Here is a 23,175-nt window from a genome sequence, read left to right as displayed (position 1 = left end):
TGTTCAGCTGCCCGTTTCGGTGAACACCGCCGTCGACGCGGTCCCGGCCAGCGCTCCGGTCACCGTGACCGGTCCCGCCGTGCCGGGCAACGTCAGCGTATTCTGCGTCGTCCCGGTGACGTCGGTCATCGTCGCCGCAAGTCCACCCAGGACGCCCCCGGTGGTGGTCCAGTTGATCGTCGCGCCGGCAACCGCGTTGCCGTGTGCGTCGACCACCTTCACGATCATCGGCGCCGCGAGGAGCGTTCCATGCGTGGCGGTCTGGTTGTTCCCGCTCACCACCGAGACCGTCGCCGCCGCACCAGCGTTCACCGTGTAGGTGAAGGTCGCCGGCGTCGCGACACCGGAGACTGACGCGGTCACCGTGTCGACCCCCGCCGTGTTGCCGACCAGCGTGATCGAATCAGTTGCGGTCCCGCCTGCACCAGTCGTCGCGGTGGGAGTGGTCAGCGTCGCCCCGCCATTCGCCGTGAACGTCACCGTTGCGCCGCTGACCGGATTGCCGCTCTGGTCAGTGACGGTGACGACCATTGGCGTCGTCAATCCCGCGGCGCCTGCCACGGCCGTCTGGGTATTTCCACTGGTCACGGCGATCGTCGTCGCGACCGAGGTCTGCGCGGTCACGGTGTAGGTGAAGACCGCGCTGGTGGTCACGCCGGAGACCGACGCGGTGACCGTATCAGTACCGGCGGTGCCGGGAACCAGCGTCAGTGAATCGGTGGCGCTTCCATCGGTGCCGGTCACCGCGGTCGGCGACTTCAGCGTGGCGCCGCCGCTCGCCGTGAAGGTGACGGTGATGTTGCTGATCGGATTGCCGCTCTGATCGGTGACCTTCACCTTGAACGGTGCCGCGAGACCGGCGGCACTGGTCGTGGCCGTCTGGGCGTTGCCGCCGGTGATGCCGATCGCCGTGGGGGTCGGGGTGGTGTTGTCGTTGTTGTTCGATGAGCATGCCGCTGCGATCACGGCGATGCCAAGTACCGCAGAAAGAGCGAGCCGCGACGCTGCGCGCCGCGTGCCTCGCTTGAGGTTCGTTGCATCCATTGCAGTTCTCCTGGTCAGCCCTCCGCGCGAAAGGTCAGGATGACCACACGCGCGTCGAAGTTCGCACGCGTGCCGGAGGATGCGCTATATGACGAATGAAGGGGGGCAACCGTTAGCACATCTTCGACAACTGATCAATTCTGGTGGGATACTGTTACAGCCCGAACCGGATTCGATGCGCCAATCCGGTGAGTTACGGTAACGATCATGCGTTCACCGTTGCTCCCAGTTACCTCCTTCCACTAATTCGCGAACTACATCTTCGCTCTGCCGGTCTTCCGCTTCGGCTGCAAAGTTCGTCATCACCCGATGCCGCAGCACATCCACCGCGACATTGCGAATGTCATCGAGATCGGCCTGCGGTCGCCCATCCATCGCGGCGCGCGCCTTGGCGCCGAGGACGAGATACTGTGACGCGCGCGGGCCGGCGCCCCACTCGACATAGGCGCGGCTGATCGCTGCCGCATCGGCTTCGTTCGGCCGCGTCATCCGCGCCAGCATCACCGCCGACGCGATCAGCGACGGCGACACCGGAATCCGACGAACCAACGCCTGCATCGCGACGAGCGTCGGCCCATCCATGACGGGCCGCACTGTCGAGGTATGCATCCCCGTCGTCTGCGTCACAATCGCTTCTTCGTCGCCGCGCGATGGATATCCCAGCCGCAACTCGAGCATGAAGCGGTCGAGCTGTGCCTCGGGGAGCGGATACGTCCCCTCCTGCTCGATCGGATTCTGCGTCGCCAGCACGAAGAACGGCGCCGGCAGCGGGTAGGTCTGCCCGGCAACGGTGACATCCCGCTCCTGCATCGCCTGGAGGAGCGCCGCCTGGGTCTTGGGAGGAGTCCGGTTGATCTCGTCGGCGAGGACGACCTGGGCGAAGATCGGCCCGCGGACAAACCGGAAGGCACGCTTCCCGGTCGCCGGGTCCTCCTCGACCAGCTCGGTCCCGGTGATGTCGCCGGGCATGAGATCCGGGGTGAATTGCACCCTATTAAAGGAGAGGGCGAGCGCCTCGGCCACGGTCGAGACCAGCAGCGTCTTGGCGAGCCCGGGCACCCCCACGAGGAGGGCATGTCCGCCGCCGAGGATCGCGGTCAGGACCCCGTCGACCGCCCCTTGCTGACCGACGATTCTCGATGCCACTTCCTTGCGGAGGGTGGCCACCGAGTCCGCCAGGAAGGCGAGCTGGGCGACGTCGTCGGAGGGGGGTGCGAGGGTCATCGGCCCCAAAGATAAGGGCGCCACTTTTTGCTTGCGAAATATTTCACAAAGTCCTAATTTTGCCGCCGTGAAGCGCCCCGGATCCGGTGACGATTCGAAGGAGATCGGCGAGGGGTACGCACTGCTCACGATCGGAATCACCTTCGCGCTGACGCTGACCGGTTGCGTCCTCCTCGGGGTCTGGGCCGATCGGCGGCTGCACACGGTGCCGCTCTTCACGGTCGCGGGGACGCTGGGCGGGATGGCGATCGGCGGATTCTGGATGTTCCAGCGGTTGCGCCGGGAGAGCCGGAGCGATCGTTGACCGGAATCGGCGCCCAGGGCCAGCGCGCGATCTGGGGTGTGGTGTGCGCCGGATTGATCGGTGCCATCGCCGCGGTGGTATGGGGGGAGCCGGGATGCCGCGCCGCGGTGCTGATGGGTGGAGTGGCGCTGGCGATGCAGCTCCTCGCCGCACGGGCGATGGCGAAGACCGGTGAATCGCCGACGCCGGAGCATCTCAAGGTGTACGGGATCGGCGTGATCCTGCGGTTGAGCGGCGTGATCGTGCTCTTTCTCGCGGTGCACTTCGATCGCACGGTGTTTCAGCCGCTGCCGAGCGCGCTCGGCTACGTCGGCACGGTGTTGCCACTGTTGTATCTGGAGACGCGACTGGCCCGATGATGCAAGAACCGCAACAGCCGCTCAACATCGGCGAGATGATCTTCCACCACACCGGCGACTCGCACGAGTTCGACTTTGCGCCGTTCGGGACGGTCCACCTGCCGCAGTGGAAGCCGATTCACATCGGCTCGTGGAGCATCGACGTCTCGCCCACCAAGTACGTGGTGCTGATCGTCATCACCGGGATCATCACCTATGCGCTGCTGCAGATCACCTCGCTCGGCGTGCAGCGCGCTCGCCGTGAAGGGCGCGCCCCCGGCGGCTTTTCGGGGATGATGGAAGCGCTGATCCTCTGGGCACGGCAGGAACTCGTCATCGACAACATCGGGCACGAGGCCGCGGATTTCTATGCGCCGCTGATCCTCACCCTCTTCTTCTTCATCTGGGTCGCGAACCTCATCGGCCTGGTGCCGTGGAGCAACACGCCGTCCGGGAATCTCGCCTTCACCGGCGCACTGGCATTGATCGCGTTCGTCGTGATCGAGATCGGCGGGATGGTCAAGCTCGGCTTCAAGGGATACATGGGGACGATCTTCCCGCCGATCGAGGGGTTGCCGCCGGCCGGGAATATCGCGATGTCGATCTTCATGGCGCCGATCGAATTCATGTCGAAGCTGGTCAAGCCGTTCGCGCTGACGGTCCGTCTCTTCGGCAACATGACCGCGGGACATTTCGTGATCCTGGCGATGTTCGGGATCGTGTTCATGTTCGGGCATTTCGGGCTGGCGAGCTACGGCATCGGCGGGGTCACGGCACTCGTGGTCCTCGGCGTGATGATCCTCGAGCTCGTCGTCGCGACGATCCAGGCATACGTGTTCGCGGTGCTGACCGCGGTCTTCATCGGGTTGATGCAGCACGAGCACTAGCGGTTGAGCAGGAGGCCGTCACCTCGCGCATCCCGCGGTGACGGCGACAGGCGGCGCATGATGCCGTCATCGGAGACTGGGAGTGATCCCGCGGGTCTCCACCGAAGGGCGCCGGTTCCGGAAGAGACCGGTGGTCCGACGAGCGATGCGACAGATACTGTTCTTCCAACACACAGGGATTGAACTGACATGCTGCTTCCCATCCTGCTCCAGGCCCAGACGCCGCTCGACCTCGCCAAGGCCACGGCCTCCGGTTACGGCCAGCTCGGCGCCGGTATCGGCATCGGTCTCGCCATCGTCGGTGCCGGCATCGGTCTCGGCCGCATCGGCGGACAGTGCGCCGAGGCGATTGCGCGCCAGCCCGAAGCGACCAACGCGATTCGCGCCGCCGGCATTCTCTTCGCCGCGCTGCTCGAAGGAACGACGATCATCGCGCTGGTGTTCGGACTTCTCTTCAAGTTGATGTAACGGACCGAGGACGCGAGCATGAACAACCTGCCGGCGCCATTCCAGCCGACGATCGGTGTCGCGATCTGGACCTGGATTGTCTTCCTGCTGCTGATGGTGATCCTGGCGAAGCTGGTCTATCCGCCGATCATGAAGTCGGTGGCCGACCGCGAAGCGCAGATCCGCAAGGATCTCGCCGAAGCGGAGCGGCTGCGGACGGAATCCGCCGCGGCGCTGGAGGAACAGCGCGAGCTGCTCGCCAGTGCGCGCGGCGAGGCGCAGGCGATCATCACCGAAGCGCGCCAGGCGGCCGATCGCGAGCGCGCGACCGGGGTCGAGAAGACCCGGCAGGAACAGGAAGAGCTGCTCCATCGTGCCCGGCGTGAAATCGATGCCGAGCGCGAGCGCGCGATCGCGGAAATCCGTCGCGACGCCGTCGACCTGGCGATTTCGGCGGCGGGGAAGGTGGTCGGTTCGCGGCTCGACTCCGCCGCTGACCGCCAGATCGTCGATGACTACATCGCGTCGATCGGGAAGAGCGGAGCCAAAGGGTGAGAGACGTCACCATCGCGCGGAACTACGCCGAAACGCTGGTGCAGCTGGCGCAGGAACACGACGCGCTGGAGAAGTGGGGCACGAAGCTCGACGTCACGGCGGCAGCGTTCAGCACCCCGGCGATCGAGGTGGTGCTGATGTCGCCGCGGGTGCCGCGCGAGAAAAAGCTCGAGCTGGTGCGCGATGCGCTGCAGGATCATCCGCGGCCGTTTTCGCTCTTCATCGTGGCGGTGATCCGCCGCGGGCGCCAGACGCTCCTCGGGCAGATCGCCGACGAGTATCATGCGCTGGTTGATCTCAAGCTCGGCCGCGTCCGCGCCGGAATCACGGTGGCGCGCGACGTCGATGCGCTGGCTCGCAACCTGATCATCGAGCGGCTCTCCAAGTCGATCGGCAAGAGTGTCATCGCCGGCTTCACCGTCGATCCCGCCATTCTCGGCGGCACCATCGTGCGGATCGGCGATCGGATCTATGACGGATCGCTCCGGAAGCGCCTCGGCGCCCTCCGGCAGCAGTTGCTGACTCCGTAGCTGCGGGAACTCTGTGGTCAGACGCTCCGTCGCGATCGCTCGCGACGGGGCGTCGTCGTTTTGTGGCGCGAGCCGGGGGAACGGTGACTCCCTAGATTGGGGCGATGAAGGATTTTCTCAGCGATCGGCGCGGCTTCCTGCGACGGGCGTTCGGTGGTGCGGTCAAGCAGGTCGCCCGCGTCACCGAGGAGCGGATCGTGCAGCGCCGGTATATCAGGCCACCTGGCGCGCTCCCCGAGGTCGCGTTTCTGGCGGCGTGTTCCCGCTGCGGAATCTGCGCCGATGTCTGCCCGCCGAAGGCGATCCGCTACGCCGGGCCCGAGGGCGGGCTCGCCTCGGGGACGCCGTTTCTCGAGCCAGACCAGGTCGCCTGCACCGCCTGCCCCGACATGCCGTGCGCCACGAAGTGCCCCACCGGCGCGCTCCTGGTGCCGCCGGATGGGTGGGCGGAGGAGCGGCTGGGGCGGGCGGTCTTCCATCCCGACCGATGCGTTACGTTCCGGGGCGAGGAGTGCCGGATTTGCGTCGACGCCTGTCCGATCGGTGAAAGCGCGCTGGTGGCCGACGATCAGGGGCGGCCGGTGCTCCGTTGGGAAGGGTGCGTGGGGTGCGGCGTGTGCGTGCGCGCCTGTCCCACGTTTCCGTCGTCGTTCACCCTGATTCCGCTGGAGCGCTGATGCAGCAGGTGCCACGCCGGGTCGACAAGCCGTGGGGATACGAACTGATCTGGGCCCACACCGATCGCTATGTCGGCAAGATCCTGCACGTCAACGCCGGGCACCTCCTCTCGATCCAGTTCCATCACAGGAAAGACGAAACGATGCACGTCCTCTCCGGTGAGCTGATCCTCCGCACCTGGCCGGAGCGCGACGGGAAGCCGGTGGAGCGCGCTTTTCGCGCCGGCGAATCGGTTCATATTCCGGCGCCCACGATCCATCAGATCGAAGCGGTCCTCGACAGCGACGTCCTCGAAGCCTCGACGCCGGAACTCGACGACCTGGTTCGCATCACCGACCGATACGGGAGAAGCTGAACGCATGCAGGTGATCATTCCGCTCGCGGGGAAGGGAACCCGGCTCCGCCCGCACACGCATCTCGTGCCGAAGCCGATGCTCAAGGTTGCCGGCCGTCCGGTGATCGACTGGGTGATGGATCGCCTCGAAGGGCTGCACGTCGAGGAACTGATCTTCATCACGGGACATCTCAAGGGACAGGTGGAGCAGTACGCCCGAGAGCACTACACGATCCCGTCGCGATTCGTCGAGCAGACGGTCCAGGACGGCACTGCAGGTGCCGTGAATCTGGCGCGGCCGTTCGTGCACGGACCGGTGATGATCATCTTCGTTGACACCGTCTTCGAGGCCGATCTCTCGCTCGCCGAGCGGACCGATGACGACGGAATCATCTGGGCGAAGGAGGTCGAGGATTACCAGCGCTTCGGCGTGGTGGTGACCGATTCGCACGGCCACATGACGAAGATCGTCGAGAAGCCGAGCGAGCCGATCTCGAAGCTGGCGAACATCGGCCTCTACTTCATCCGCAACGTCGACGCGCTCTGGAAGGGGATCGATCACGTCCTCGCGAGCGCGCCGAACAAGGGAGAGTACTACCTCACCGATGCCTTCCAGCAGATGATCGACAGCGGCTGCAAGATCAGGACGGCGGAGGTCGGCGGCTGGTACGACTGTGGACAGCTCGAGACGACGATCGAGACCAACGGGATCCTCCTCGAGCAGGGTGCTGCGAAGCACCCGGCGGTCGGCGCCGATGTACGGCTGGTCGAGCCGGTGCTGATCGAGGCTGGCTGCACCCTGGAGCGCTGCACCATCGGACCGAACGTGACACTCGAAACCGGTACCACTGTCCGCGACGCCGCGGTAGCGCACGCGATCGTCGGCCCGGGATGCACCATCGAGCGTTCGACGCTGACGCACGCGATGCTCGGCGATAAGGTGAAGATCGCCGACTTCACCGGGTCGGGGACGATCGGTGCGCACAGCGAGATTGCGGGGCGCGCGTGAGCGAGCTCGAACCGCTGCTTGCATCGTATCTCGATCTGGCGCGCCACATCGACCCGTTCCGCTATCCGGAGAATGCGCCGCCGGAGTGCCGTCACCGGCTCGGTCGCTTCGACGCGCTGGCGCAGAAGGCGCACGTCGCCGCGCTCAAGAGCGTAGCCAATGCGATCGAGGATCTCGAGACGGTCGAAATGATCGACGACGAAATCGATCGCACGATGCTCCTCGATACCATTCGCAGCGATATCTCCCTTGCCGAAGCCGCACTCTGCTGCGAGACATCCAATCCCGCCTTGCCGCTGGCGCACCTCGATGCGGCGCTCACTGCGCTGATGGGCGAGGACTTCGATGCGCGATGCGAAGCGGCGTTGCGCGATCGGGTGGCCGCGGTGCCCGGCTTTCTCGCGTCGCTCAGGGAAGACGCCCGGCCCGCGCCACCGATGATCGTGGCGCAGGCGCGGCGCGAGACGGCGCTCGACGCGGATGGCCCGCTCGATGCCGCGACCGAGCGGCTCGACGATGCGGCTGTGCAACCGGCGCTGGTGGCGATCGGCGAGCATCGCGCCTGGCTGCACGGCGCGGAGCGCGAAGGCGGCGCCTATGGCTGGGGAACGGGGCCCCTCGAGGCGTGCCTGTCACACCTCGTGAGCGAGCCGCTCGGCATCAAGGGGACCTTTCGACTCCTCGAGCTGCGGCGCGGCGGTGTCGAACGTTCGCTCGTGGCGGCTGCGGCCGAACTTGGCGACGAGGAGCCGCTGGCGTGCGCGGCGCGACTGGCGGCGGTCAGTCCGGCCGCCGACCTGATGACTGATTTCTGGCAGGATGAATGGCGCCGCGTCTGGGAAGAGATGCACGCCCTTGGCCTCCCGGTCGTCGATACCGAACCACCCGAGCCGCCGGTCACTGCGCAGGACGGCTGGTCGATGGCAGCGTACGCTGTGCGCGACCACGCTGTGCGGATGCTCCTCGCCGAGCGAGCGGAGATGTCGCGGTCGGTGCGGCGCGCGTTGCTGGCACCCGGACTGCTCGCAGGGTGGGGACGGACGGTCGCGGCGCTCCTGCGGGGCACCGATGTCTTCGGCCTCCCCGAGCGACGGGTGATGATGTCGTATGTCGCGCTCGAGGAGAATGTCGCTGCCGAGAATGACCTCATGCTGCACGCCGGGATGAGCAGCGCCGATGAACTGGTGGAACGGACGGCGGAGTTGCTTGGCGGTGCCGATGAAGACGCACCGATTCGTATCGTCGGGAACGTCGCGTGCCAGCCGCTCGGCGCGCTCGCTGCGGGACTGGCGCACGAGGCGTGGCAATCGTGGTATGCCGAGGTCGGCGGCGATCCGGTGGTCTTCCTGCTGAAGGCGATCCGCGGGGGAGGACTCGCGGTGCACCTGGCGCGGTGGGCGCTGGAGACTTCGTAGCCAAATTCCCGGGAAACTCCCCGGGAAGGTTCAGCTGTTGCTGCACTCTCGCTTGATCCGGGCGATCATCTCGGCGGGACGATCGAGCGATTGCGCAGTTGTCAGCGTGCCGCCGGTCACAGTGTACCACTCTGACGTGCCGCCTGCCCGCGCGTTCCGCACCAGCCCGCGTTGCCGCACCAGGTCGATGGTGATCCAGGTTGCCGTGCCGTCCTCGGGTGGACCAGTCCGTGTCTCGTTGTAATCGTACGCGTTCCCGTTGGCGTCGTACCGCACGATGATGCGGCGCGCCGCGGGTTGCGACGGCGTGCCAAAGACCATCAGCAATGCGCGATGACCCTCCGGCAGATCGGGGACGGTGATGTGGCCGCACGATGCGTCGGTGGTGATCGGTGGAACCGCCGCACGGAATGAGTCGACTGCGATCGGCTGCGCTGTGGTCTGCGCCCCGGTCGGGCCGGTGACCACCGTTCGCGTCGGGCCGGTGGACATGGTGACCGGTCGCGGCGCGGTGTGAATCCGGTATCCCCATGACCAGGCAAGTCGCGATGAGAGCCGGTCGACGTGGAACACCGGCAGCGATTTCCCGGGCGGCACGACCAGGTGTGCCGGATGATCACCGCAGTTCTGGCGGAGATTCTCGCAGCGGGTGATGGTGATCGATTCGATGGTGATCGGCTGCGACGTGTTGTTGCGCGCGTAGATCATCCGCGAGCCCGTATCGGCTTCCACGACATCCCACGTCGACAACGGCTCGCTCGCCGATCCGGGAGGCGGCGCGTTGCCGGCGTTGCCGGCGCAGGCGGCAAGCGTCAGGACGACCAGGCTCAGGGATGGGAGCTTGCTCACGACGATTCCGGGGAACGGGTTTGATGCCGACCGACCAAGATCGTGTTGACCGCAGGAGGCCGCAAGGGATCGGGCGATTCAGGCCGCGGCGCGGCCGGCCGGGGCCGGAGAACGGCGCGAAACATCGAATCAAGATAGTCGGCTATTTATTGATGCCATGAAGATTGAGTATCGCCAAAGCCGCATTCTATCGCTGGAATTCCCATTATGTTAGCCGCCTAATCAAGATTGCGCACAGCGCCCCACTCGCTATGTTCTTCGCCTTCCGCTTGCCGACCCCAGCCCGAGGACCTCGCGCGTGACCGATCCGTCCGTCCCCACTTCGCCGACCTCCCGTGTCGATGCCCTCTTCGGCGTCGACACGTTCTCCAAGCATGTCATGCAGAAGCGGCTCCCCAAGGCGGTCTACAAATCGCTGCTGCGCACCATCGACCTGGGCGAGCCGCTCGACCCGCGGATCGCCGATATCGTGGCGGCGAGCATGAAGGACTGGGCGGTCGAGCGCGGGGCGACGCACTTCACCCACTGGTTCCAGCCGCTCACCGGGCTCACCGCGGAGAAGCACGATTCGCTGGTGTCGCCCGACGGAATGGGTGGAGTGATCTACAACTTCTCCGGGACCGACCTGACGCAGAGTGAGCCGGACGCGTCATCGTTTCCGTCCGGCGGCCTGCGCGGCACCTTCGAGGCGCGAGGCTACACGGCGTGGGATCCGACGTCGCCGGCCTTCCTCAATCGCAACGGCAAGGCCGTCACGCTCTGCATTCCGACCGGGTTCGTATCGTGGACCGGCGAGGCGCTCGACACCAAGATCCCGTTGCTCCGCTCGATGGAGGCGCTGTCCAAGCAGGCGATGCGCATCCTCCGCCTCTTCGGCACCGACGCCGGCGTGACGCGCGTCCAGACCACGCTCGGGCCCGAGCAGGAATACTTCCTGATCGACAAGTCCACCTTCTCGGCGCGTCCCGACCTGATCACCTGCGAGCGCACGCTCTTCGGCGCGCGCCCGCCCAAGGGCCAGCAGCTCGAGGACCATTACTTCGGGGCGATTCCGGCACGGGTCCTCAACTTCATGGCCGACGCCGAGGAAGAGCTCTTCCGCGTCGGCGTGCCGGTCAAGACGAGGCACAACGAAGTCGCGCCGCTGCAGTTCGAGGTCGCTCCGCTGTTCGAGACGGCGCACATTGCCAGCGACCACCAGATGGTGCTGATGGAGATCCTCCGTCGCGTCGCCGACCGGCACGGCCTGAAGGCACTGCTGCACGAGAAGCCCTTTGCCGGCGTGAACGGCAGCGGCAAGCACAACAACTGGTCGATGTCGACCGACACCGGCGTCAACCTGCTCGATCCGCAGGACGACACGCACAGCAACATGCAGTTCCTGACCTTCCTCTGCGCGGTGGTTCGCGCCGTCGACATTCACGCCGACCTGCTGCGGGCGTCCATCGCCGCCGCCGGGAACGATCATCGTCTCGGGGCCAACGAGGCACCGCCGGCGATCATCTCGATCTTCCTCGGCGACATGCTCTCCGACATCCTCGAGCAGATCGAGCAGGGACTGCCGAAGCGCACCATCAAGGGCGGCACGCTCGACCTCGGTGCGCTGACGCTGCCACAGATCCCGCGGCACTCGGGCGATCGCAACCGGACCTCTCCCTTCGCGTTCACCGGCAACAAGTTCGAGTTCCGCGCGGTCGGGTCCACCGCATCGGTGGCATGGCCGACGACGGTCTTCAACGCCATCACCGCGGAATCGCTGGACTATCTCGCCACCGAACTCGAGAAGGCCGCCGGCCCCAACCCGACAGCCGCGAAGCTGCAGGGCGCGGTCCTGGGCGTGCTGAAGCGGGTGGTGAAGGAACACAAGCGCGTGGTGTTCGATGGCGACGGCTACTCGCCGGATTGGCACAAGGAAGCGGCGAAGCGCGGTCTCCCGCACCTGCGCGATTCGGTCGAGGCGTTCCCGGTCCTCAAGGCGAAGAAGACGGTCGACCTGTTCAAGAAGTACGGCGTGCTGACCAAGGCCGAGGTGGAGTCGCGGTATCACATCGCGGTGGAGAAGTTCGTCAAGCAGCTTGGCATCGAAGCCGAGATGATGACGACGATGACCCGGACGATGGTGCTACCGGCGGCGATCCGGCAGCAGACCGAGCTTGCTGCCGCGGTCACCGCCACGGAGAGTGCCGGCGTCGACTGCGACGACACGGTGAAGGCGCTGGAGGCGTTCGCGGCGCTGGTCACTTCCACCCGCAAGGCACTGGTTGCGGTCGAGACGACCGCCGCGCATGAGGACGATGATCCGCTGCGCCACGCGGCGCATTTCCGGGCAAAGGTGCGCCCGGCGATGGCAGCGCTCCGCGAAGCGGTTGACGAGCTCGAAACGCACGTCGCGGCCGATCTCTGGCCGATGCCGACCTACCGGGAGCTGCTCTTCCTCAAGTAGCGCACTTGCGTTCCGGCGCGGCCGGTGCACGATTCATTGATGGCGCGATTCGGCGGGATTCTGGCGGCCGTGGCATTGTGTGGAGCGGGGTTTCACCCTGCATCCGCACAAGGCTTCGGCCGCCGGTCGTTTGCGCCGGTCAATCTCTCCATCGAGAACATTCCGTACGATGGTCGCTTCACATTCGCCCGGCTGAGCTATACGGTGGGCGGCCCCGGCAACCCGTACTACTATCGCGGTCTCCCGCCGTGGGCGCACGGCTATGACCTCGCCGAGCGGAACCTGATGCAGATCCTGAATTCGCTCAGCACGGCGCAGCCTCGGCTCGAGACCGGCGTCGTGTACGATGTGGGCGATCCGAAGCTCTTCAAGTATCCGGTCGCGTACATGGCGGAGGCCGATTTCTGGGAACTGTCGGACAAGGACGCGCTCAATCTCCGGAAATATCTGGAGAAGGGCGGATTCATCATCTTCGACGACTTTCGCGATCCGGGGCGGTTCGGGGGAATTGGCTGGGATGGATTCGCGGCGAACATGCGGCGGATCCTGCCGCAGGGCCGGGTCGTGGACCTGAAGCCGACCGATCCGATCTTCCATTCGTTCTTCGAGATCAACTCATTCAACATCCTGCCGCAGGCGTACGATGCGGGGCCGCCGCTGCTTCGCGGAATCTACGACGACAACGATCCCGGCAAGCGGTTGCTCGCGATGATCAACTTCAACACCGACATCTCGGACTACTGGGAATTTGCGGCACAGGGACGCTATCCCGTGCCGCAGGACAACGAAGCGTACAAGCTCGGCGTCAACTACCTGATCTACTCGATGTCGCACTAGGGGTCACTTCACCGGCCAGGTGACGCCCTGATCGCCCTTTGCGACGGGTCCGATTCCCTGGTAGTTGAACTTCTGCAGCCGGCGTCCCTCGTAGGTTTCCGCGGTATAGATGTTCCCCTTCGAATCCGTGGCGATGCTGTGCACGCCGAAGAACTCGCCGGGCTGCCTCCCGCCGTCGCCGATGGTGGTCAGGACGTCGAGCGACTGGCGATCCATGATGTAGATCTTCTCGTTCTTGCCATCGGTGATGTACATGTACTTCTGCGCGGGATCGCGTGAGAATGCGACTTCCCACACCGAGCCGTCGCCGAGGGTTTCGGGCGCGATGATCTTTTCCTTGATGAACGTGCCGTCCTTGTGGAAGACCTGGATGCGGTCGTTCTTGCGATCGGTCACGTACAGCAGTCCGTCGTTGGCGAGCATGGCGCAGTGGACCGGGTTGCCGAATTGCTGTGACGGCGGCCCGCCCGGGACGTACGCGGTGTTGTCGTCGTCATCGGGCTTGTGACCGTACGCTCCCCAGAAGCGCTTGACCGCGCCGGTGGTCATGTCGATCACGACGACGCGGCGATTGCGATAGCCGTCGGCGACGAACGCCTCGTTGGCCTTGTCGTCGAACGACATCGTGGCGACGCCGGCGAAGTCGGTGGTGCTGAGCGAGTTCTTGCCGGCCGACGGCTTGCCGAACTGCGCAATGAACTTGCCGTCGTGGGTGAACTTGAGGATCTGACGGTCGGTCACGCCGGTGCTCCCGAGCCAGATATTGCCCTGGCCATCGATGGCGATGCCGTGCTCACCGGATGCGCCGGTCCCATTGGGCCAGTCGTACTGTGGCGACGCGCCGCCCCACGAATTCACCAGATTTCCCGCGGGATCGAACTCGAGAACCGGAGGCGCTGGTATACAGCAGTCGGCGGTCGCGGGATTCGCCGCGCCGCCAGCCTCCGTTGCGAGATTCACGCTGCGGGGGCGCTGCACGATGAAGACGTGGTCGTGCGCGTCAACCGCAACGCCGACGGTCATTCCGATCACCCAATGATGGGGAAGGGGCTTGGGCCACTGGGGATCGACGGCAAAGCGTGGCGCCACCACGGTCGCCGAGGGTGCGGCGTGCGGCGCGACGTGCGTTGCCGCGCCCCACACCGTTCCCTGATCGGCCGGCGGATTTGCGAGCGTGCCGCCGAGGATGAAGCGCTGCACCCGCTTCCCTTCGTACGTCTCGGCGGTGAAAAGATTGCCGTGTGAATCGGTGGCGAGGCTGTGCACCGCGAGAAATTGCCCAGGATAGCGTCCGCCGTCGCCGAAAGCGGTGATCGGTTGCAGTGTCTGGCGATCGAGGACGTGAATCCGCTCGTTCATCCCGTCGGCGACGTAGAGATATCGCTGCGCCGCGTCGCGCGAGAAGGCGATGTCCCAGACCGATCCTTCGCCACGCGTCCCGGCGGCGACGGTCTGTTCCTTCACGAACGAGCCATCCTTGTGAAAGACCTGGATACGGTCGTTGCCGCGATCACAGACGTAGATGGTGCCGTCGGTCGCGACGTGGACGCAATCCGGCGCCGCGAACTGCTTTGCCGGTGGAGCGTCTGAGGCGTAGGGAGTCGCTGCACGATCGTCGGGGAGTGCTCCGTAGGCGCCCCAGACCTTCTCGATCGTGCCGTTGGCGAGGTTGAGCACCGCCACCCGCCGATTGCGGTACCCATCGGCAACGTAGGCGAGTCTTGCGGCTGCATCGAAGGCGATCCCCGCCGGCGCGCCGAACGCATTGAGATCAGCGCTGTTGCCGGGTGGCTGTGCGACAGGACCCTGCACCCCGCCGCCGCGTCCACGTCCACCGCCGCGGCCAGGTGTGCTGTCACGCGCGGGAGTGACCGGCTTGCCGATCTGCCGGATGAACTTGCCGTCGTGCGAAAACTCCAGCATCTGTCCGTCGGCGACACCGCTGCCACCGATCCAGACGTTGTCGTCGGCATCGAGTGCGATCCCTGATGGCGTCGCAGGCCAGTCGTACCCGGAGCCGGCACCGCCCCAGTGTCCGATCAATTCACCGGCCTGATTGAACTCGAGGACCGGTGGGGCGGGGAAGCAGCAATTGCCGGTCGGCGGTGTTGTCGCGCCGCCGATTTCGGTGCGTGCATTGAACGACGTCGGCACGTTCAGCACGAAGACGTTGTCGTGCGAGTCGACGGCGACGCCGGTGGCGGAGCCGAGGAGCCAGTGATTCGGCAGCGGCCTGGGCCAGAACGGATCGACGGTGAAATGCGGCGCCGGGCCCGCTGCGCGCGGCGTTGCGGCGCGCACGGTGTGCGTGCGCTGGGAGACCACCACGGCAACGACCGCCATGGTGGCGATGACAAGGCGCGGACGCATTCCGATCATGGAGCGGCTCCGGAGTTGACGTCGGCCGGCGACAATCGCGCCGGCTAGTTCCTGATGTATCGCTTCAGGGCGCGCGGACCGACCTCGGCGCCGTAGATCACGCCGTGCACGTCGACGGCGACTCCTTCGGCGGCGCTGGTGTTCGTCGCGGTTTCGACGGGATCGGGGATGAACGCGATCACCTTCCCGTCGTGCACGCTGCCGATGCGGATGCCGCGCTTCCAGTCGGTGCGATCGCGGGCGATGCTCCCCGATTCGGAATCCGCGACGTAGATCGAATCATGCTGGTCGATGTAGATCCCGCTCGGCCGCGAAAACTGATACCAGGTGTCGAGGAGCTTGCCGCTCTGGTCGAAGATCTGGATCCGATTATTGGCGCGATCGCCGACGAAGAGCCGGCCGCGCGAATCCATCGCCAGCGCGTGCGGTTGGTCGAACTGCCCTGGCCCGTTTCCCTTGCTCCCCCAGCTGGCGACGAAGGTACCGTGCGCGTCGAACTTGAGGACGCGCGCGGTGGCGCCGGCGGCGGAGGAGTGCCCTTCGGAGACATAGATGTCGCCGTTCGGCGCGACGAGGACCGCGTTGGGCTGAAAGAAATATCCCGGCTCGCGCGCGCCGCCTGGGGTGCCGAGCGTGAGGAGCAGCTTGCCGTCAGAGGAGAACTCGTAGACGAGATCGCCGCGCGGTGCGGTGGTCGCTGGTGGTGATGCCGGCGGTGGTCCGCCGCGTCCAGATGCGGTATCAGCGCCGCGGCCTCGTCCACCGCCGCGCCCGGCACCGGTGCAGGCGCAATCGGTCACCCAGATGTTGTCGTTGCGATCGACGAAAAGCCCGTGCGGGGTGACGAACATCCCCTGTCCGAATGATCGAACCAGGGTACCGGACGCGTCGAATTCGAGAATCGGCGCGAGATCCGACGACGCGCAGCTGTTGGCACCGCAGCGTTCGGCGACCCAGACCGACGATCCGTCGCGATCGATCGCGACGCCGCTGGTCGATCCCCAGGTGCGACCGTCGGGAAGCTTGGCCCAGTTCTCAATGGTGCGATACGGATTGGGAGCGTCGTTGGTCGGTGTCGCTTGCGCCGCGAGCGCTCCGGCTGCGGTGCAGGTGACCAACGCCGTCATCAACGCGCGTGGGCGCCGCGGCATCAATACTCCTCGTCCTCGAACTCGTCATATCCGCCGCCGGTACGCGCCGGAATCGGTTGGCCGCCACGCCCGGCACGGCTGGCGCTATCTGCAGGCGTTCCCGGTGCGGGATATCCGTCCTTCGGGATCTTGAATTGCGTGGCGATCGCCGGATCTCCCGGGTGGCCGGTGACGCGACGCGCGACGTACTCGCCGATGACCGGCCCCGACTTGTACGCCTCGGCGTTGCCGCCGCCGGCGATCCAGACGTTGCTCATCTGCGGATGTACATCGATGATGAAATTCCGCGAGCTGGTCGTTTCGTAGTGACAGGCGTGCGTGGCGACTACCGGGGCATCCTTCATCCCGGGGAAGCGATGATTGACGAACTCGCGCTGGCGCGCCTGCGTCGCGATGTCGAACCACCGCGTGCTCAGATCGGGATCCTGCTGCGCGGGATCGGCGGGCGGGCGAGTCGCAGCTCCAGCGCCGCCGCGACCGCCGCCGCGGCCGGTCGAATCCGCGGGGGCAGCACCGCGCTGCCCTGCGCCTCGTCCCGAATCGGTGGCTGCTCCGGGCGTCGCTCCAGCTGCCGCGCCGCGCCCACCCCGGCCGGTGGTGTCCGTTGCCGCGGGTGCCGGGCGTGGGCCGCTCTCGGTGCCGCGCACGCGGAAGCCACGGCTGTCTTCCGGAAGCGCCACCCATCCGGTGACGCCGGGGAAGTTGAAGCTCGGCATGTTGGGGAAGGTGAAGGCATCGCTGCTCGGCGGTGTCCCGTAGTACACCACCTGACCGAGCGGGAGACGGAACTTGTTGCCGAGAAGGTCGGGGAAGACCTTCGGCAGCCACGGGCCGCAGGCAAAGACATAGGCGTCAGCGCGAAGCTTGTCGCCGTTGATCAGCGCGAGCTCGTTCATGCGGCCGTTGACCGGGTCGGTGGGGCGCGCGTGGGCGATGATCAGCTTGACGCCGAGCGCGTGGGTCACGACCGACGCGACCGCTTGCGCGCCGCGTCGTGCCCGGACGACGCCGGCGTCGGGTTCGTAGAGGATTGCGGTGATGTTGTCGATGTTGATCTGCGGCCAGCGATAGCGGCATTCGTCCGGGGTGAGCACTTCGTGCGGGACCTTCGCCTTGTCCCAGATTTCGCGGGTCCGCTTGATATCGGGCTGCCAGTCGGGGCGCAGGAAGACATCGCCCGTCTTCCAGAACATCTGCGATTTGAGGTCGTGTCCCCACTCGCGGTCGAACGCCGGCCAGCGATGCATCGCTTCGCGCGCCCATGCCGACCAGAGCTCGCCGACCGGTGCCGCCTTGTCGCCGTAGGATGAACGAACACCGCGGGATTCGTCGCCGGACGTGGCGCGGGAATTCGCCGGGCCGTACGCGTCGACCATCGTGACGTGCGCGCCGAGATGGCGGAGGTGATACGACGTCCAGCCACCGAACGCGCCGGCACCGATCACGATCACGCGGAACGACGGCGGTGTCACGCTCGGGAAGGTGCGCCGCTTTGGCGCGGCCTCGGCTTCGAGCGCCGTGGTGCTGCCGGCGATCAGCGCACCGGCGCCCAACCCGGCGGCCTTGAGAAAGTCGCGGCGAGGGAGGATCGACACGTCGGGATCTGGAACACGGCGTCGCGGCATCTCAAACTCCTGTCAACGAAAGCGAGTGCGGAAGTGGCTGTCGCGGCCGCACTACCGGCGGTCGCAGGGGTGGAGTTGGCGAAGTGCTGGGATACCTAGAGATTATACCACTTCGCAGGTGCGGTCCAGCGATCGAATCGGAGTGTGCTCGTGGCGTTGCTGCATCGTGCAGTCCTGGTCGTCGCGCTGATTGCCGGAACGTCCGGCGAGGCGGCTGCGCAGTCGGATTCCGCTGCCGCGGCAACCGCCGCCGGGATGTACACCGCCGCGCAGGGTGTTCGTGGCGGCCAGGTATACCAGGTCCAGTGCGGGCGGTGCCATCTCGAGGCCGATCACACCGGACCGGACTTCCGGACATCGTGGCAGGGCCGAACCGTGCGTTCACTCTTCGATTATCTCCGGAGCACGATGCCGGATGATGATCCCGGCACGCTCTCGCAGCAGGACTATCTCGACGTGACAGCGTATCTCCTCAAGCTCAACGGCATGCCCGCGGGGAGCGCCGAGCTTGCAGCCGATACGGTCGCGCTGCAGAAGCTCGTCATCACTATTCGCACTCCCCACGACAGCTCCACTGGTGGCACGAGGCGCCTTCTCCGCCAACGCGTGACGCTACCGCGGTAGCGTCAGCGCCACGAGCGACGTGTTCGACCCGACCCCGGTTGCGAAGACGATGTACTGCTTGCCGTCGTGCATGAACGTCATCGGCACGGCACTGGTCTTCGACGGGATCTGGACGGCGCCGACCTGCTTGCCGGTCATCTTGTCCAGCGCATACAACTCCGGTGTCGCGTTCGGCGCGCCGCCACTGCGGCCGGTGCCGTAGATCACCAGCGTCCTGGTGTTGATCACCTGCGCCTGGCCGTTGCCGGCCGGGATCGGCGGCAGGGAGATCCCGGCGAAGAGCGGATCGGCGGATGTCACCGGCCGCATCTGCCCGCCGTTGGGAATCCACCAGATCTTGTCACCCGAATTGAGGTTGTACGCGGTGACGCCGCCGAATTCCTTCGGCTTCACGATCGAGACGCCGCCGATCGATGGTGCGCCGCCGCGACCACCGCCGCGCCCGCCCCGGCCCGGAGTCTCGGTCGCCGTGTATCCCGCCGGCGGCGGGAGCGCGCCGGGGAGTCCGCAGCTGTTGTGCGTTTCGCTGTAGGCGTGCTCGGAGCAGGGATCCTTCTGGATGCCGAGGGGCTGCACACCGCTCTGCCCGCCGACGTAGATCATCCCGGTTTCGGGATCGGCGGCGGTCCCGCCATCGATATTCACGCCGCCTGCGGCACCCGGCGCATACCATGAGCAGCTGTACTTCGCCGGTCCGGCCGCACCGTGGCCGTCGGCCGGTGACGGTGGCACGAAGTACGGCCCCATGCGGCAGCGCTCGGCGAGTTTGCGGGCCGAATCCCTGATCGCGGGCGTGTAGTCGATCAGGTCGCTCGCCACGAGTCCCTGTTGCGAGTAGGGCGCGGGCCGGGATGGAATCGGCTGCGTCGGCCAGGTCTTCTCGCCGGGGACCTCGCTCTGCTCGACCGGTGTCTCGGGCATCGGCCAGATCGGCTTGCCGGTGACGCGATCGAAGACGTAGACCCACCCCTGCTTGGTGGTCGCCGCGATGATCTTCCGCTTCTGTCCGTTGACCGTGACGTCGAGAAGATTCGGCGCCATCGGCACATCGTAGTCCCAGATATCGTGGTGCACGAGCTGGAAGTGCCACTTGCGAACACCGGTCTTCGCATCGAGCGCCACGATCGAATTGCCGAAGAGGTTGGCGCCGGGACGATGACCGCCGTAATCATCATTGAGCCCCTCGCCGACGCCGATATACACCAGTCCGAGGTCAGGATCGGCGGAATACGGCGCCCATGCATCGTTCTTGCCGACGCCGGGAGTGCCGAGCTTGGTGCCGCGCGTCCAGGTATTGGCGCCGAATTCGCCGGCCTGCGGAATCAGGTTGAACTTCCAGAGCAGCTTTCCGGTGTGGACGTCGAAGCCGCGAATGAATCCCGGAATGTTGTGCAGGTGGAGCGGATAGTACCCATGGATCGACGAGTTGCCGACGATGATCACGTCGCCGACCACGATCGCCGGTGAGCTGGACGCGATCTCGCCGTTGGCCGGGTCGATCCCGACGCTGCCGTCGGCGCCGGTCCGTGTCGCGGCATCCCACTTCTCTCCCGGCCGAGCGCGGCGCGCCGGATTCGCTTCACTGATCACCAATGCGCCGGTGTCATCGACGGCAAGCGGCACCAGCGGGTATCCGAGCCCCTCCTCGAGATCGACGATGCCAGCGTGTCCGAAATTCGGGTCGAGCTTCCCGGTCTTGGCGTCGATCGACACGAGATGGTATCCGGGCGTGATCACGATCGCCCGTTCCTCGTGATTGTCGGTCCAGTAGGCGAGTCCACGGCCGGCGAACATCCGCGGCGCCTTCTGATAGCGGATCGTCTCGGGATTGACCCACTCCCAGAGCGTCTTGCCGGTCGCGGGATCGATCGCGAAGGCGTCGCGGTGCGTCGTCGCCACGGTGAGAATGCGCCCGTTGGCATAGAGCGGCGTGGTGCGGTAGTACTCGTCTGCACCGAAATCGCCGGCCTTCCATTGCCACACGATGTGCAGCGAATTGAAGTTGGCGGCGTTGATCTGATCGAGCGGCGAATAGCGGGTGCTCCAGGCGTCACCGCCCCAGTAGCGCCATTCACCCGGCGCATTGCCGCGAACCAGCGCAGTGCGTGCCTGGGCCGCGGCGTGGTTGCGAGGGACACCGGCGAGGGCCGTGACGGTGAGCAGGACAGCGACGGCGCTTCGACGCAGGACCGACGGTGCAGCCATGATTTCGTCTCCGGGAATCAGCGTGTTGCGGGTGTCACAGCGATGGTATCGTGAGCCAGTGCCAGCGTGTCCGGCGGGAGTGGCGTTGCGCCCGCGGGCATGCCATTGACCTGAAGCAGATACGCGACGACCGCGGCATAATCGGCGTCCGGAAGCGACGCCGGATCGTTCTGCGGCATGTTGTCATGGATGAATCCATAGAGTTCGCCGACGGCGTGTCCGTTCCACTGCGCGCGGAACTTGGCGCCGGTGTGGTTCCCCATCCCGACATGGCAGGAGAGACACATCCCGGCGTAGACATCCTTGCCACGCGTCGCCTGCGCGCTAGTGTAGAGGCCGACAGGCCGATGATTGCAGCCGATCATCGCGAGGAATACCGGAATGACCGCGACCGCAACACCGCCCCGGCGTCGCCGGCGCCCGCAATTGCGCGCCGACGAGCCACACTCCAGCCCGCAGAGGTTCGGCATGACCAGCTTTCGGAAGTTGTTGGCAGGAAGTTTTACGGTATGGATCGTCGCAGCAAGCGCGGGGTCAGCGCAAGCCCCGGTCCGCCAGGTGGTCGGCACACCGTCGGCCACGCTGTCGCCCGCAGTCCGGTTCGGCGACTTCGTCTTCGTCTCGGGACAGCTCGGCGTGAGCCGCGCGGCGCCTGATTCCACCATTCAGGGGCAGACCACCAAGGCGCTCGAGAATGTGCGCGGCGTGCTCGAGAAGGCAGGGACGACGATGGAGAACGTGACACAGTGCACCGTATTCCTGATCGACCTCAAGGATTTCGGCGGCATGAATCAGGCGTACGCGGCGGCATTTCCCAAGGATCCACCGGCGCGGTCCACGGTGATTGCGGCGGCACTCGTCAGTCCGGCGGCGAAAGTCGAAATCGAATGCATCGCCGGGATGCCGCGGTAGTCAGCAGCAGCGACTGAAGCCGCCGCCGTAGCGTCCGCGCAGATAGAGCTCGTAATACTCGCGTTCGGTGGGCAGCACGCATTCCGGGTGGTGATCGCGAAGGTGCGCGACGTAGGCGTCGTAATCCGGCATGCCGACGATCCGGCGGATCGCAGTCATGATCTGCCGGGCGCGCGAGGCCGATCGGGCGTCGGCGGTAGCGTGCGTCATGCGATCCCCTCGGTGTTCATCACCGGCTGCGCGGCGGGCGACCGCACCGAGCGCAGCCACACCCGCGCCGACGACAGGACGACCGCCCAGGTGATCACCAGGAAGAGTCCGCACAGCACCGCGTCGACGCGATCGTTGAAGATCAGCCGCGCGCCGCGCGCACTCTCCATGGTGCCGCCGGCAATGGCCGCTGCGATGGTCGCGGCATGCGAGATGAATCCAAGATGGGGATCGGCGGCGAACATCTTCTGCCACGAGGCGGCGCTGCAGACCGCGAGAAGCCATGCGAGCGGCAGCAACGTGGTCCACGCATAGCGCGCCCGCCCGACCCGGATGATCAATGTGGTGCCGACCGACAACGCCACCGCGGCGAGGAGCTGGTTGCTGATCCCGAAGAGCGGCCAGAGCGAGTTGATCCCGCCGAGCGGATCGTTCACGCCCTGGATCAGGAACCATCCCCACGCGGCAGCGATCAGCGCGGATGTGAGGATGGTGCTGGGATACGACGACGTCTCCCCGAGCGCCGGCCAGATCTGCGCGCCGAGCTCCTGCATCATGAAGCGGCCGACGCGGGTGCCGGCGTCGATGGTGGTGAGGATGAAGAGTGCTTCGAACATGATGGCGAAGTGGTACCAGAGCCCCATCAGCGATTGACCGAAGACGCGTGACAGGATCTGCGCCATCCCGACCGCGAGCGTCGGCGCGCCTCCGGTGCGGGCCATCAGCGTCGTTTCGCCGACCGCATGCGCCAGCGCATCCATCTGTCCCGGCGCCAGCGTGAATCCCCAGTGCTGCACCGCCTGCACCGCGCTTGCTCCGGTCGTGCCCAGGAGCGCGAGCGGCGCGTTCATCGCGAAATAGACGCCGGGATCGAGGATCGACGCCGCACACATCGCCATGACCGCGACAAGCGATTCCATCAGCATCGCGCCGTAACCGATCACGCGCGCGTCGCTCTCGCGATCGAGCATCTTCGGCGTGGTGCCGCTGGAGACGAGGGCGTGGAATCCGGAGATTGCGCCGCACGCGATGGTGATGAAGCAGAACGGGAAGAGCGACCCCGCGAAGACCGGCCCGGTCCCGTTCACGAACTGCGTCATCGCCGGCAGCTTCATCTCCGGCAACGTCACGATGATCCCGAAGGCGAGTCCGGCGATGGTGCCGATCTTGATGAA

Annotated in this window: 24 protein-coding genes; 14 read left to right on the top strand and 10 right to left on the bottom strand. The window is 66.1% G+C overall.

Translation table 11 applies throughout. The features are described 5' to 3' along the window. Positions 1–3 precede the first annotated feature (3 nt). Both VGM20_08795 and VGM20_08790 read right to left on the bottom strand, forming a co-directional pair. Positions 4–1,044, bottom strand: a complete 1,041-nt coding sequence (locus VGM20_08795; protein ID HEY4100958.1) for an Ig-like domain-containing protein — start codon at positions 1,042–1,044, stop codon at positions 4–6. A gap of 213 nt (positions 1,045–1,257) precedes the next feature. Further along, entirely contained in the window at positions 1,258–2,268 is a 1,011-nt protein-coding gene (locus VGM20_08790) for a MoxR family ATPase (GenBank protein HEY4100957.1), read from the bottom strand. 67 nt (positions 2,269–2,335) lie between these two features. On the opposite strand from VGM20_08790, the gene VGM20_08785 reads away from it, so the two are divergent. The 10 genes from VGM20_08785 (at position 2,336) to VGM20_08740 (ending at position 8,765) form a co-directional block, all read left to right on the top strand. Beyond that, positions 2,336–2,572 carry an AtpZ/AtpI family protein gene (locus tag VGM20_08785; GenBank protein ID HEY4100956.1) on the top strand — a complete coding sequence of 79 codons (237 nt, stop codon included), beginning with the start codon at positions 2,336–2,338 and terminating at the stop codon, positions 2,570–2,572. Further along, positions 2,569–2,931 (top strand): hypothetical protein, encoded by a 363-nt coding sequence (locus tag VGM20_08780; protein HEY4100955.1) that lies wholly within the window; start codon positions 2,569–2,571, stop codon positions 2,929–2,931. Before VGM20_08785 ends, VGM20_08780 begins: the two co-directional genes overlap by 4 nt. After that, entirely contained in the window at positions 2,928–3,797 is an 870-nt protein-coding gene (gene atpB, locus VGM20_08775) for a F0F1 ATP synthase subunit A (protein HEY4100954.1), read from the top strand. Before VGM20_08780 ends, atpB begins: the two co-directional genes overlap by 4 nt. 189 nt (positions 3,798–3,986) lie before the next feature. Beyond that, the gene (atpE, locus tag VGM20_08770; protein HEY4100953.1) at positions 3,987–4,265 is read left to right on the top strand and encodes an ATP synthase F0 subunit C; all 279 of its coding nucleotides are present in this window, start codon (positions 3,987–3,989) and stop codon (positions 4,263–4,265) included. Positions 4,266–4,283: 18 nt separating this feature from the next. After that, a complete protein-coding gene (gene atpF / locus VGM20_08765; protein ID HEY4100952.1) occupies positions 4,284–4,799 on the top strand; it encodes a F0F1 ATP synthase subunit B in 516 nt (171 codons plus the stop codon). Then, complete coding sequence (gene atpH, locus VGM20_08760; GenBank protein ID HEY4100951.1) at positions 4,796–5,329, top strand: ATP synthase F1 subunit delta; 534 nt, start codon at positions 4,796–4,798, stop codon at positions 5,327–5,329. The genes atpF and atpH overlap by 4 nt, the downstream gene beginning before the upstream one ends. 104 nt (positions 5,330–5,433) lie before the next feature. After that, positions 5,434–6,006: a 4Fe-4S dicluster domain-containing protein gene (locus VGM20_08755; GenBank protein ID HEY4100950.1), complete on the top strand. Its 573-nt coding sequence runs from the start codon at positions 5,434–5,436 to the stop codon at positions 6,004–6,006. Then, positions 6,006–6,362, top strand: a complete 357-nt coding sequence (locus VGM20_08750; GenBank protein ID HEY4100949.1) for a cupin — start codon at positions 6,006–6,008, stop codon at positions 6,360–6,362. Before VGM20_08755 ends, VGM20_08750 begins: the two co-directional genes overlap by 1 nt. Before the next feature lie 4 nt (positions 6,363–6,366). Next, complete coding sequence (locus VGM20_08745; protein HEY4100948.1) at positions 6,367–7,350, top strand: sugar phosphate nucleotidyltransferase; 984 nt, start codon at positions 6,367–6,369, stop codon at positions 7,348–7,350. Next, positions 7,347–8,765 (top strand): hypothetical protein, encoded by a 1,419-nt coding sequence (locus tag VGM20_08740; protein ID HEY4100947.1) that lies wholly within the window; start codon positions 7,347–7,349, stop codon positions 8,763–8,765. The genes VGM20_08745 and VGM20_08740 overlap by 4 nt, the downstream gene beginning before the upstream one ends. Before the next feature lie 30 nt (positions 8,766–8,795). On the opposite strand, the gene VGM20_08735 is transcribed toward VGM20_08740, so the two are convergent. Next, the gene (locus VGM20_08735; GenBank protein HEY4100946.1) at positions 8,796–9,614 is read right to left on the bottom strand and encodes a hypothetical protein; all 819 of its coding nucleotides are present in this window, start codon (positions 9,612–9,614) and stop codon (positions 8,796–8,798) included. Positions 9,615–9,912: 298 nt separating this feature from the next. Between VGM20_08735 and VGM20_08730 the strand changes: the two genes are divergently transcribed. Beyond that, positions 9,913–12,057 carry a glutamine synthetase III gene (locus VGM20_08730; GenBank protein HEY4100945.1) on the top strand — a complete coding sequence of 715 codons (2,145 nt, stop codon included), beginning with the start codon at positions 9,913–9,915 and terminating at the stop codon, positions 12,055–12,057. Between the two features lie 24 nt (positions 12,058–12,081). Next, a complete protein-coding gene (locus tag VGM20_08725) occupies positions 12,082–12,894 on the top strand; it encodes a DUF4159 domain-containing protein (GenBank protein ID HEY4100944.1) in 813 nt (270 codons plus the stop codon). A 3-nt stretch (positions 12,895–12,897) separates the two neighbouring features. Here the strand turns inward: VGM20_08725 and VGM20_08720 are convergent, their stop codons facing one another. From VGM20_08720 to VGM20_08710, 3 genes are read right to left on the bottom strand one after another with little or no spacing between them, the layout of a single operon-like run. Beyond that, positions 12,898–15,273, bottom strand: coding sequence for a hypothetical protein (locus VGM20_08720; GenBank protein HEY4100943.1), 2,376 nt, complete (start codon positions 15,271–15,273; stop codon positions 12,898–12,900). A gap of 44 nt (positions 15,274–15,317) precedes the next feature. Next, positions 15,318–16,424: a peptidyl-alpha-hydroxyglycine alpha-amidating lyase family protein gene (locus tag VGM20_08715; GenBank protein HEY4100942.1), complete on the bottom strand. Its 1,107-nt coding sequence runs from the start codon at positions 16,422–16,424 to the stop codon at positions 15,318–15,320. After that, the gene (locus VGM20_08710; GenBank protein HEY4100941.1) at positions 16,424–18,049 is read right to left on the bottom strand and encodes an FAD-dependent oxidoreductase; all 1,626 of its coding nucleotides are present in this window, start codon (positions 18,047–18,049) and stop codon (positions 16,424–16,426) included. The genes VGM20_08715 and VGM20_08710 overlap by 1 nt, the downstream gene beginning before the upstream one ends. 150 nt (positions 18,050–18,199) lie before the next feature. On the opposite strand from VGM20_08710, the gene VGM20_08705 reads away from it, so the two are divergent. Further along, the gene (locus VGM20_08705; protein HEY4100940.1) at positions 18,200–18,673 is read left to right on the top strand and encodes a cytochrome c; all 474 of its coding nucleotides are present in this window, start codon (positions 18,200–18,202) and stop codon (positions 18,671–18,673) included. Here the strand turns inward: VGM20_08705 and VGM20_08700 are convergent. Together VGM20_08700 and VGM20_08695 are read right to left on the bottom strand one after the other, a co-directional pair. Continuing rightward, the gene (locus VGM20_08700) at positions 18,662–20,878 is read right to left on the bottom strand and encodes a PQQ-binding-like beta-propeller repeat protein (protein ID HEY4100939.1); all 2,217 of its coding nucleotides are present in this window, start codon (positions 20,876–20,878) and stop codon (positions 18,662–18,664) included. The two genes, VGM20_08705 and VGM20_08700, sit on opposite strands and share 12 nt — an antisense overlap. Before the next feature lie 17 nt (positions 20,879–20,895). Then, a complete protein-coding gene (locus VGM20_08695) occupies positions 20,896–21,348 on the bottom strand; it encodes a cytochrome c (GenBank protein ID HEY4100938.1) in 453 nt (150 codons plus the stop codon). On the opposite strand from VGM20_08695, the gene VGM20_08690 reads away from it, so the two are divergent. Continuing rightward, positions 21,347–21,790, top strand: coding sequence for a RidA family protein (locus VGM20_08690; protein HEY4100937.1), 444 nt, complete (start codon positions 21,347–21,349; stop codon positions 21,788–21,790). The genes VGM20_08695 and VGM20_08690 overlap by 2 nt on opposite strands. Here the strand turns inward: VGM20_08690 and VGM20_08685 are convergent, their stop codons facing one another. After that, a complete protein-coding gene (locus tag VGM20_08685; protein HEY4100936.1) occupies positions 21,791–22,000 on the bottom strand; it encodes a YbdD/YjiX family protein in 210 nt (69 codons plus the stop codon). It abuts the gene before it with no gap. After that, on the bottom strand, positions 21,997–23,175 hold a 1,179-nt coding region (locus VGM20_08680; protein ID HEY4100935.1), incomplete at its 5' end, for a carbon starvation CstA family protein. The genes VGM20_08685 and VGM20_08680, both read right to left, overlap by 4 nt.

It is taken from the genome of Gemmatimonadales bacterium, from assembly GCA_036500345.1.
GTDB lineage: Bacteria > Gemmatimonadota > Gemmatimonadetes > Gemmatimonadales > GWC2-71-9 > Palsa-1233.
The sequence above is the reverse complement of the archived record's forward strand: the minus strand, read 5'-3'. Positions and strand labels throughout refer to the sequence as shown.

Excerpts from the sequence above, each read along its gene's own strand:
- VGM20_08795 (HEY4100958.1), bottom strand. The coding sequence starts at position 1,044 with ATGGATGCAACGAACCTCAAGCGAGGCACGCGGCGCGCAGCGTCGCGG.
- VGM20_08790 (HEY4100957.1), bottom strand. The coding sequence starts at position 2,268 with ATGACCCTCGCACCCCCCTCCGACGACGTCGCCCAGCTCGCCTTCCTG.
- atpB (HEY4100954.1), top strand. The coding sequence starts at position 2,928 with ATGATGCAAGAACCGCAACAGCCGCTCAACATCGGCGAGATGATCTTC.
- atpE (HEY4100953.1), top strand. The coding sequence starts at position 3,987 with ATGCTGCTTCCCATCCTGCTCCAGGCCCAGACGCCGCTCGACCTCGCC.
- atpF (HEY4100952.1), top strand. The coding sequence starts at position 4,284 with ATGAACAACCTGCCGGCGCCATTCCAGCCGACGATCGGTGTCGCGATC.
- VGM20_08755 (HEY4100950.1), top strand. The coding sequence starts at position 5,434 with ATGAAGGATTTTCTCAGCGATCGGCGCGGCTTCCTGCGACGGGCGTTC.
- VGM20_08750 (HEY4100949.1), top strand. The coding sequence starts at position 6,006 with ATGCAGCAGGTGCCACGCCGGGTCGACAAGCCGTGGGGATACGAACTG.
- VGM20_08745 (HEY4100948.1), top strand. The coding sequence starts at position 6,367 with ATGCAGGTGATCATTCCGCTCGCGGGGAAGGGAACCCGGCTCCGCCCG.
- VGM20_08720 (HEY4100943.1), bottom strand. The coding sequence starts at position 15,273 with ATGATCGGAATGCGTCCGCGCCTTGTCATCGCCACCATGGCGGTCGTT.
- VGM20_08715 (HEY4100942.1), bottom strand. The coding sequence starts at position 16,424 with ATGCCGCGGCGCCCACGCGCGTTGATGACGGCGTTGGTCACCTGCACC.
- VGM20_08710 (HEY4100941.1), bottom strand. The coding sequence starts at position 18,049 with ATGCCGCGACGCCGTGTTCCAGATCCCGACGTGTCGATCCTCCCTCGC.
- VGM20_08700 (HEY4100939.1), bottom strand. The coding sequence starts at position 20,878 with ATGGCTGCACCGTCGGTCCTGCGTCGAAGCGCCGTCGCTGTCCTGCTC.
- VGM20_08690 (HEY4100937.1), top strand. The coding sequence starts at position 21,347 with ATGACCAGCTTTCGGAAGTTGTTGGCAGGAAGTTTTACGGTATGGATC.
- VGM20_08695 (HEY4100938.1), bottom strand. The coding sequence starts at position 21,348 with ATGCCGAACCTCTGCGGGCTGGAGTGTGGCTCGTCGGCGCGCAATTGC.
- VGM20_08685 (HEY4100936.1), bottom strand. The coding sequence starts at position 22,000 with ATGACGCACGCTACCGCCGACGCCCGATCGGCCTCGCGCGCCCGGCAG.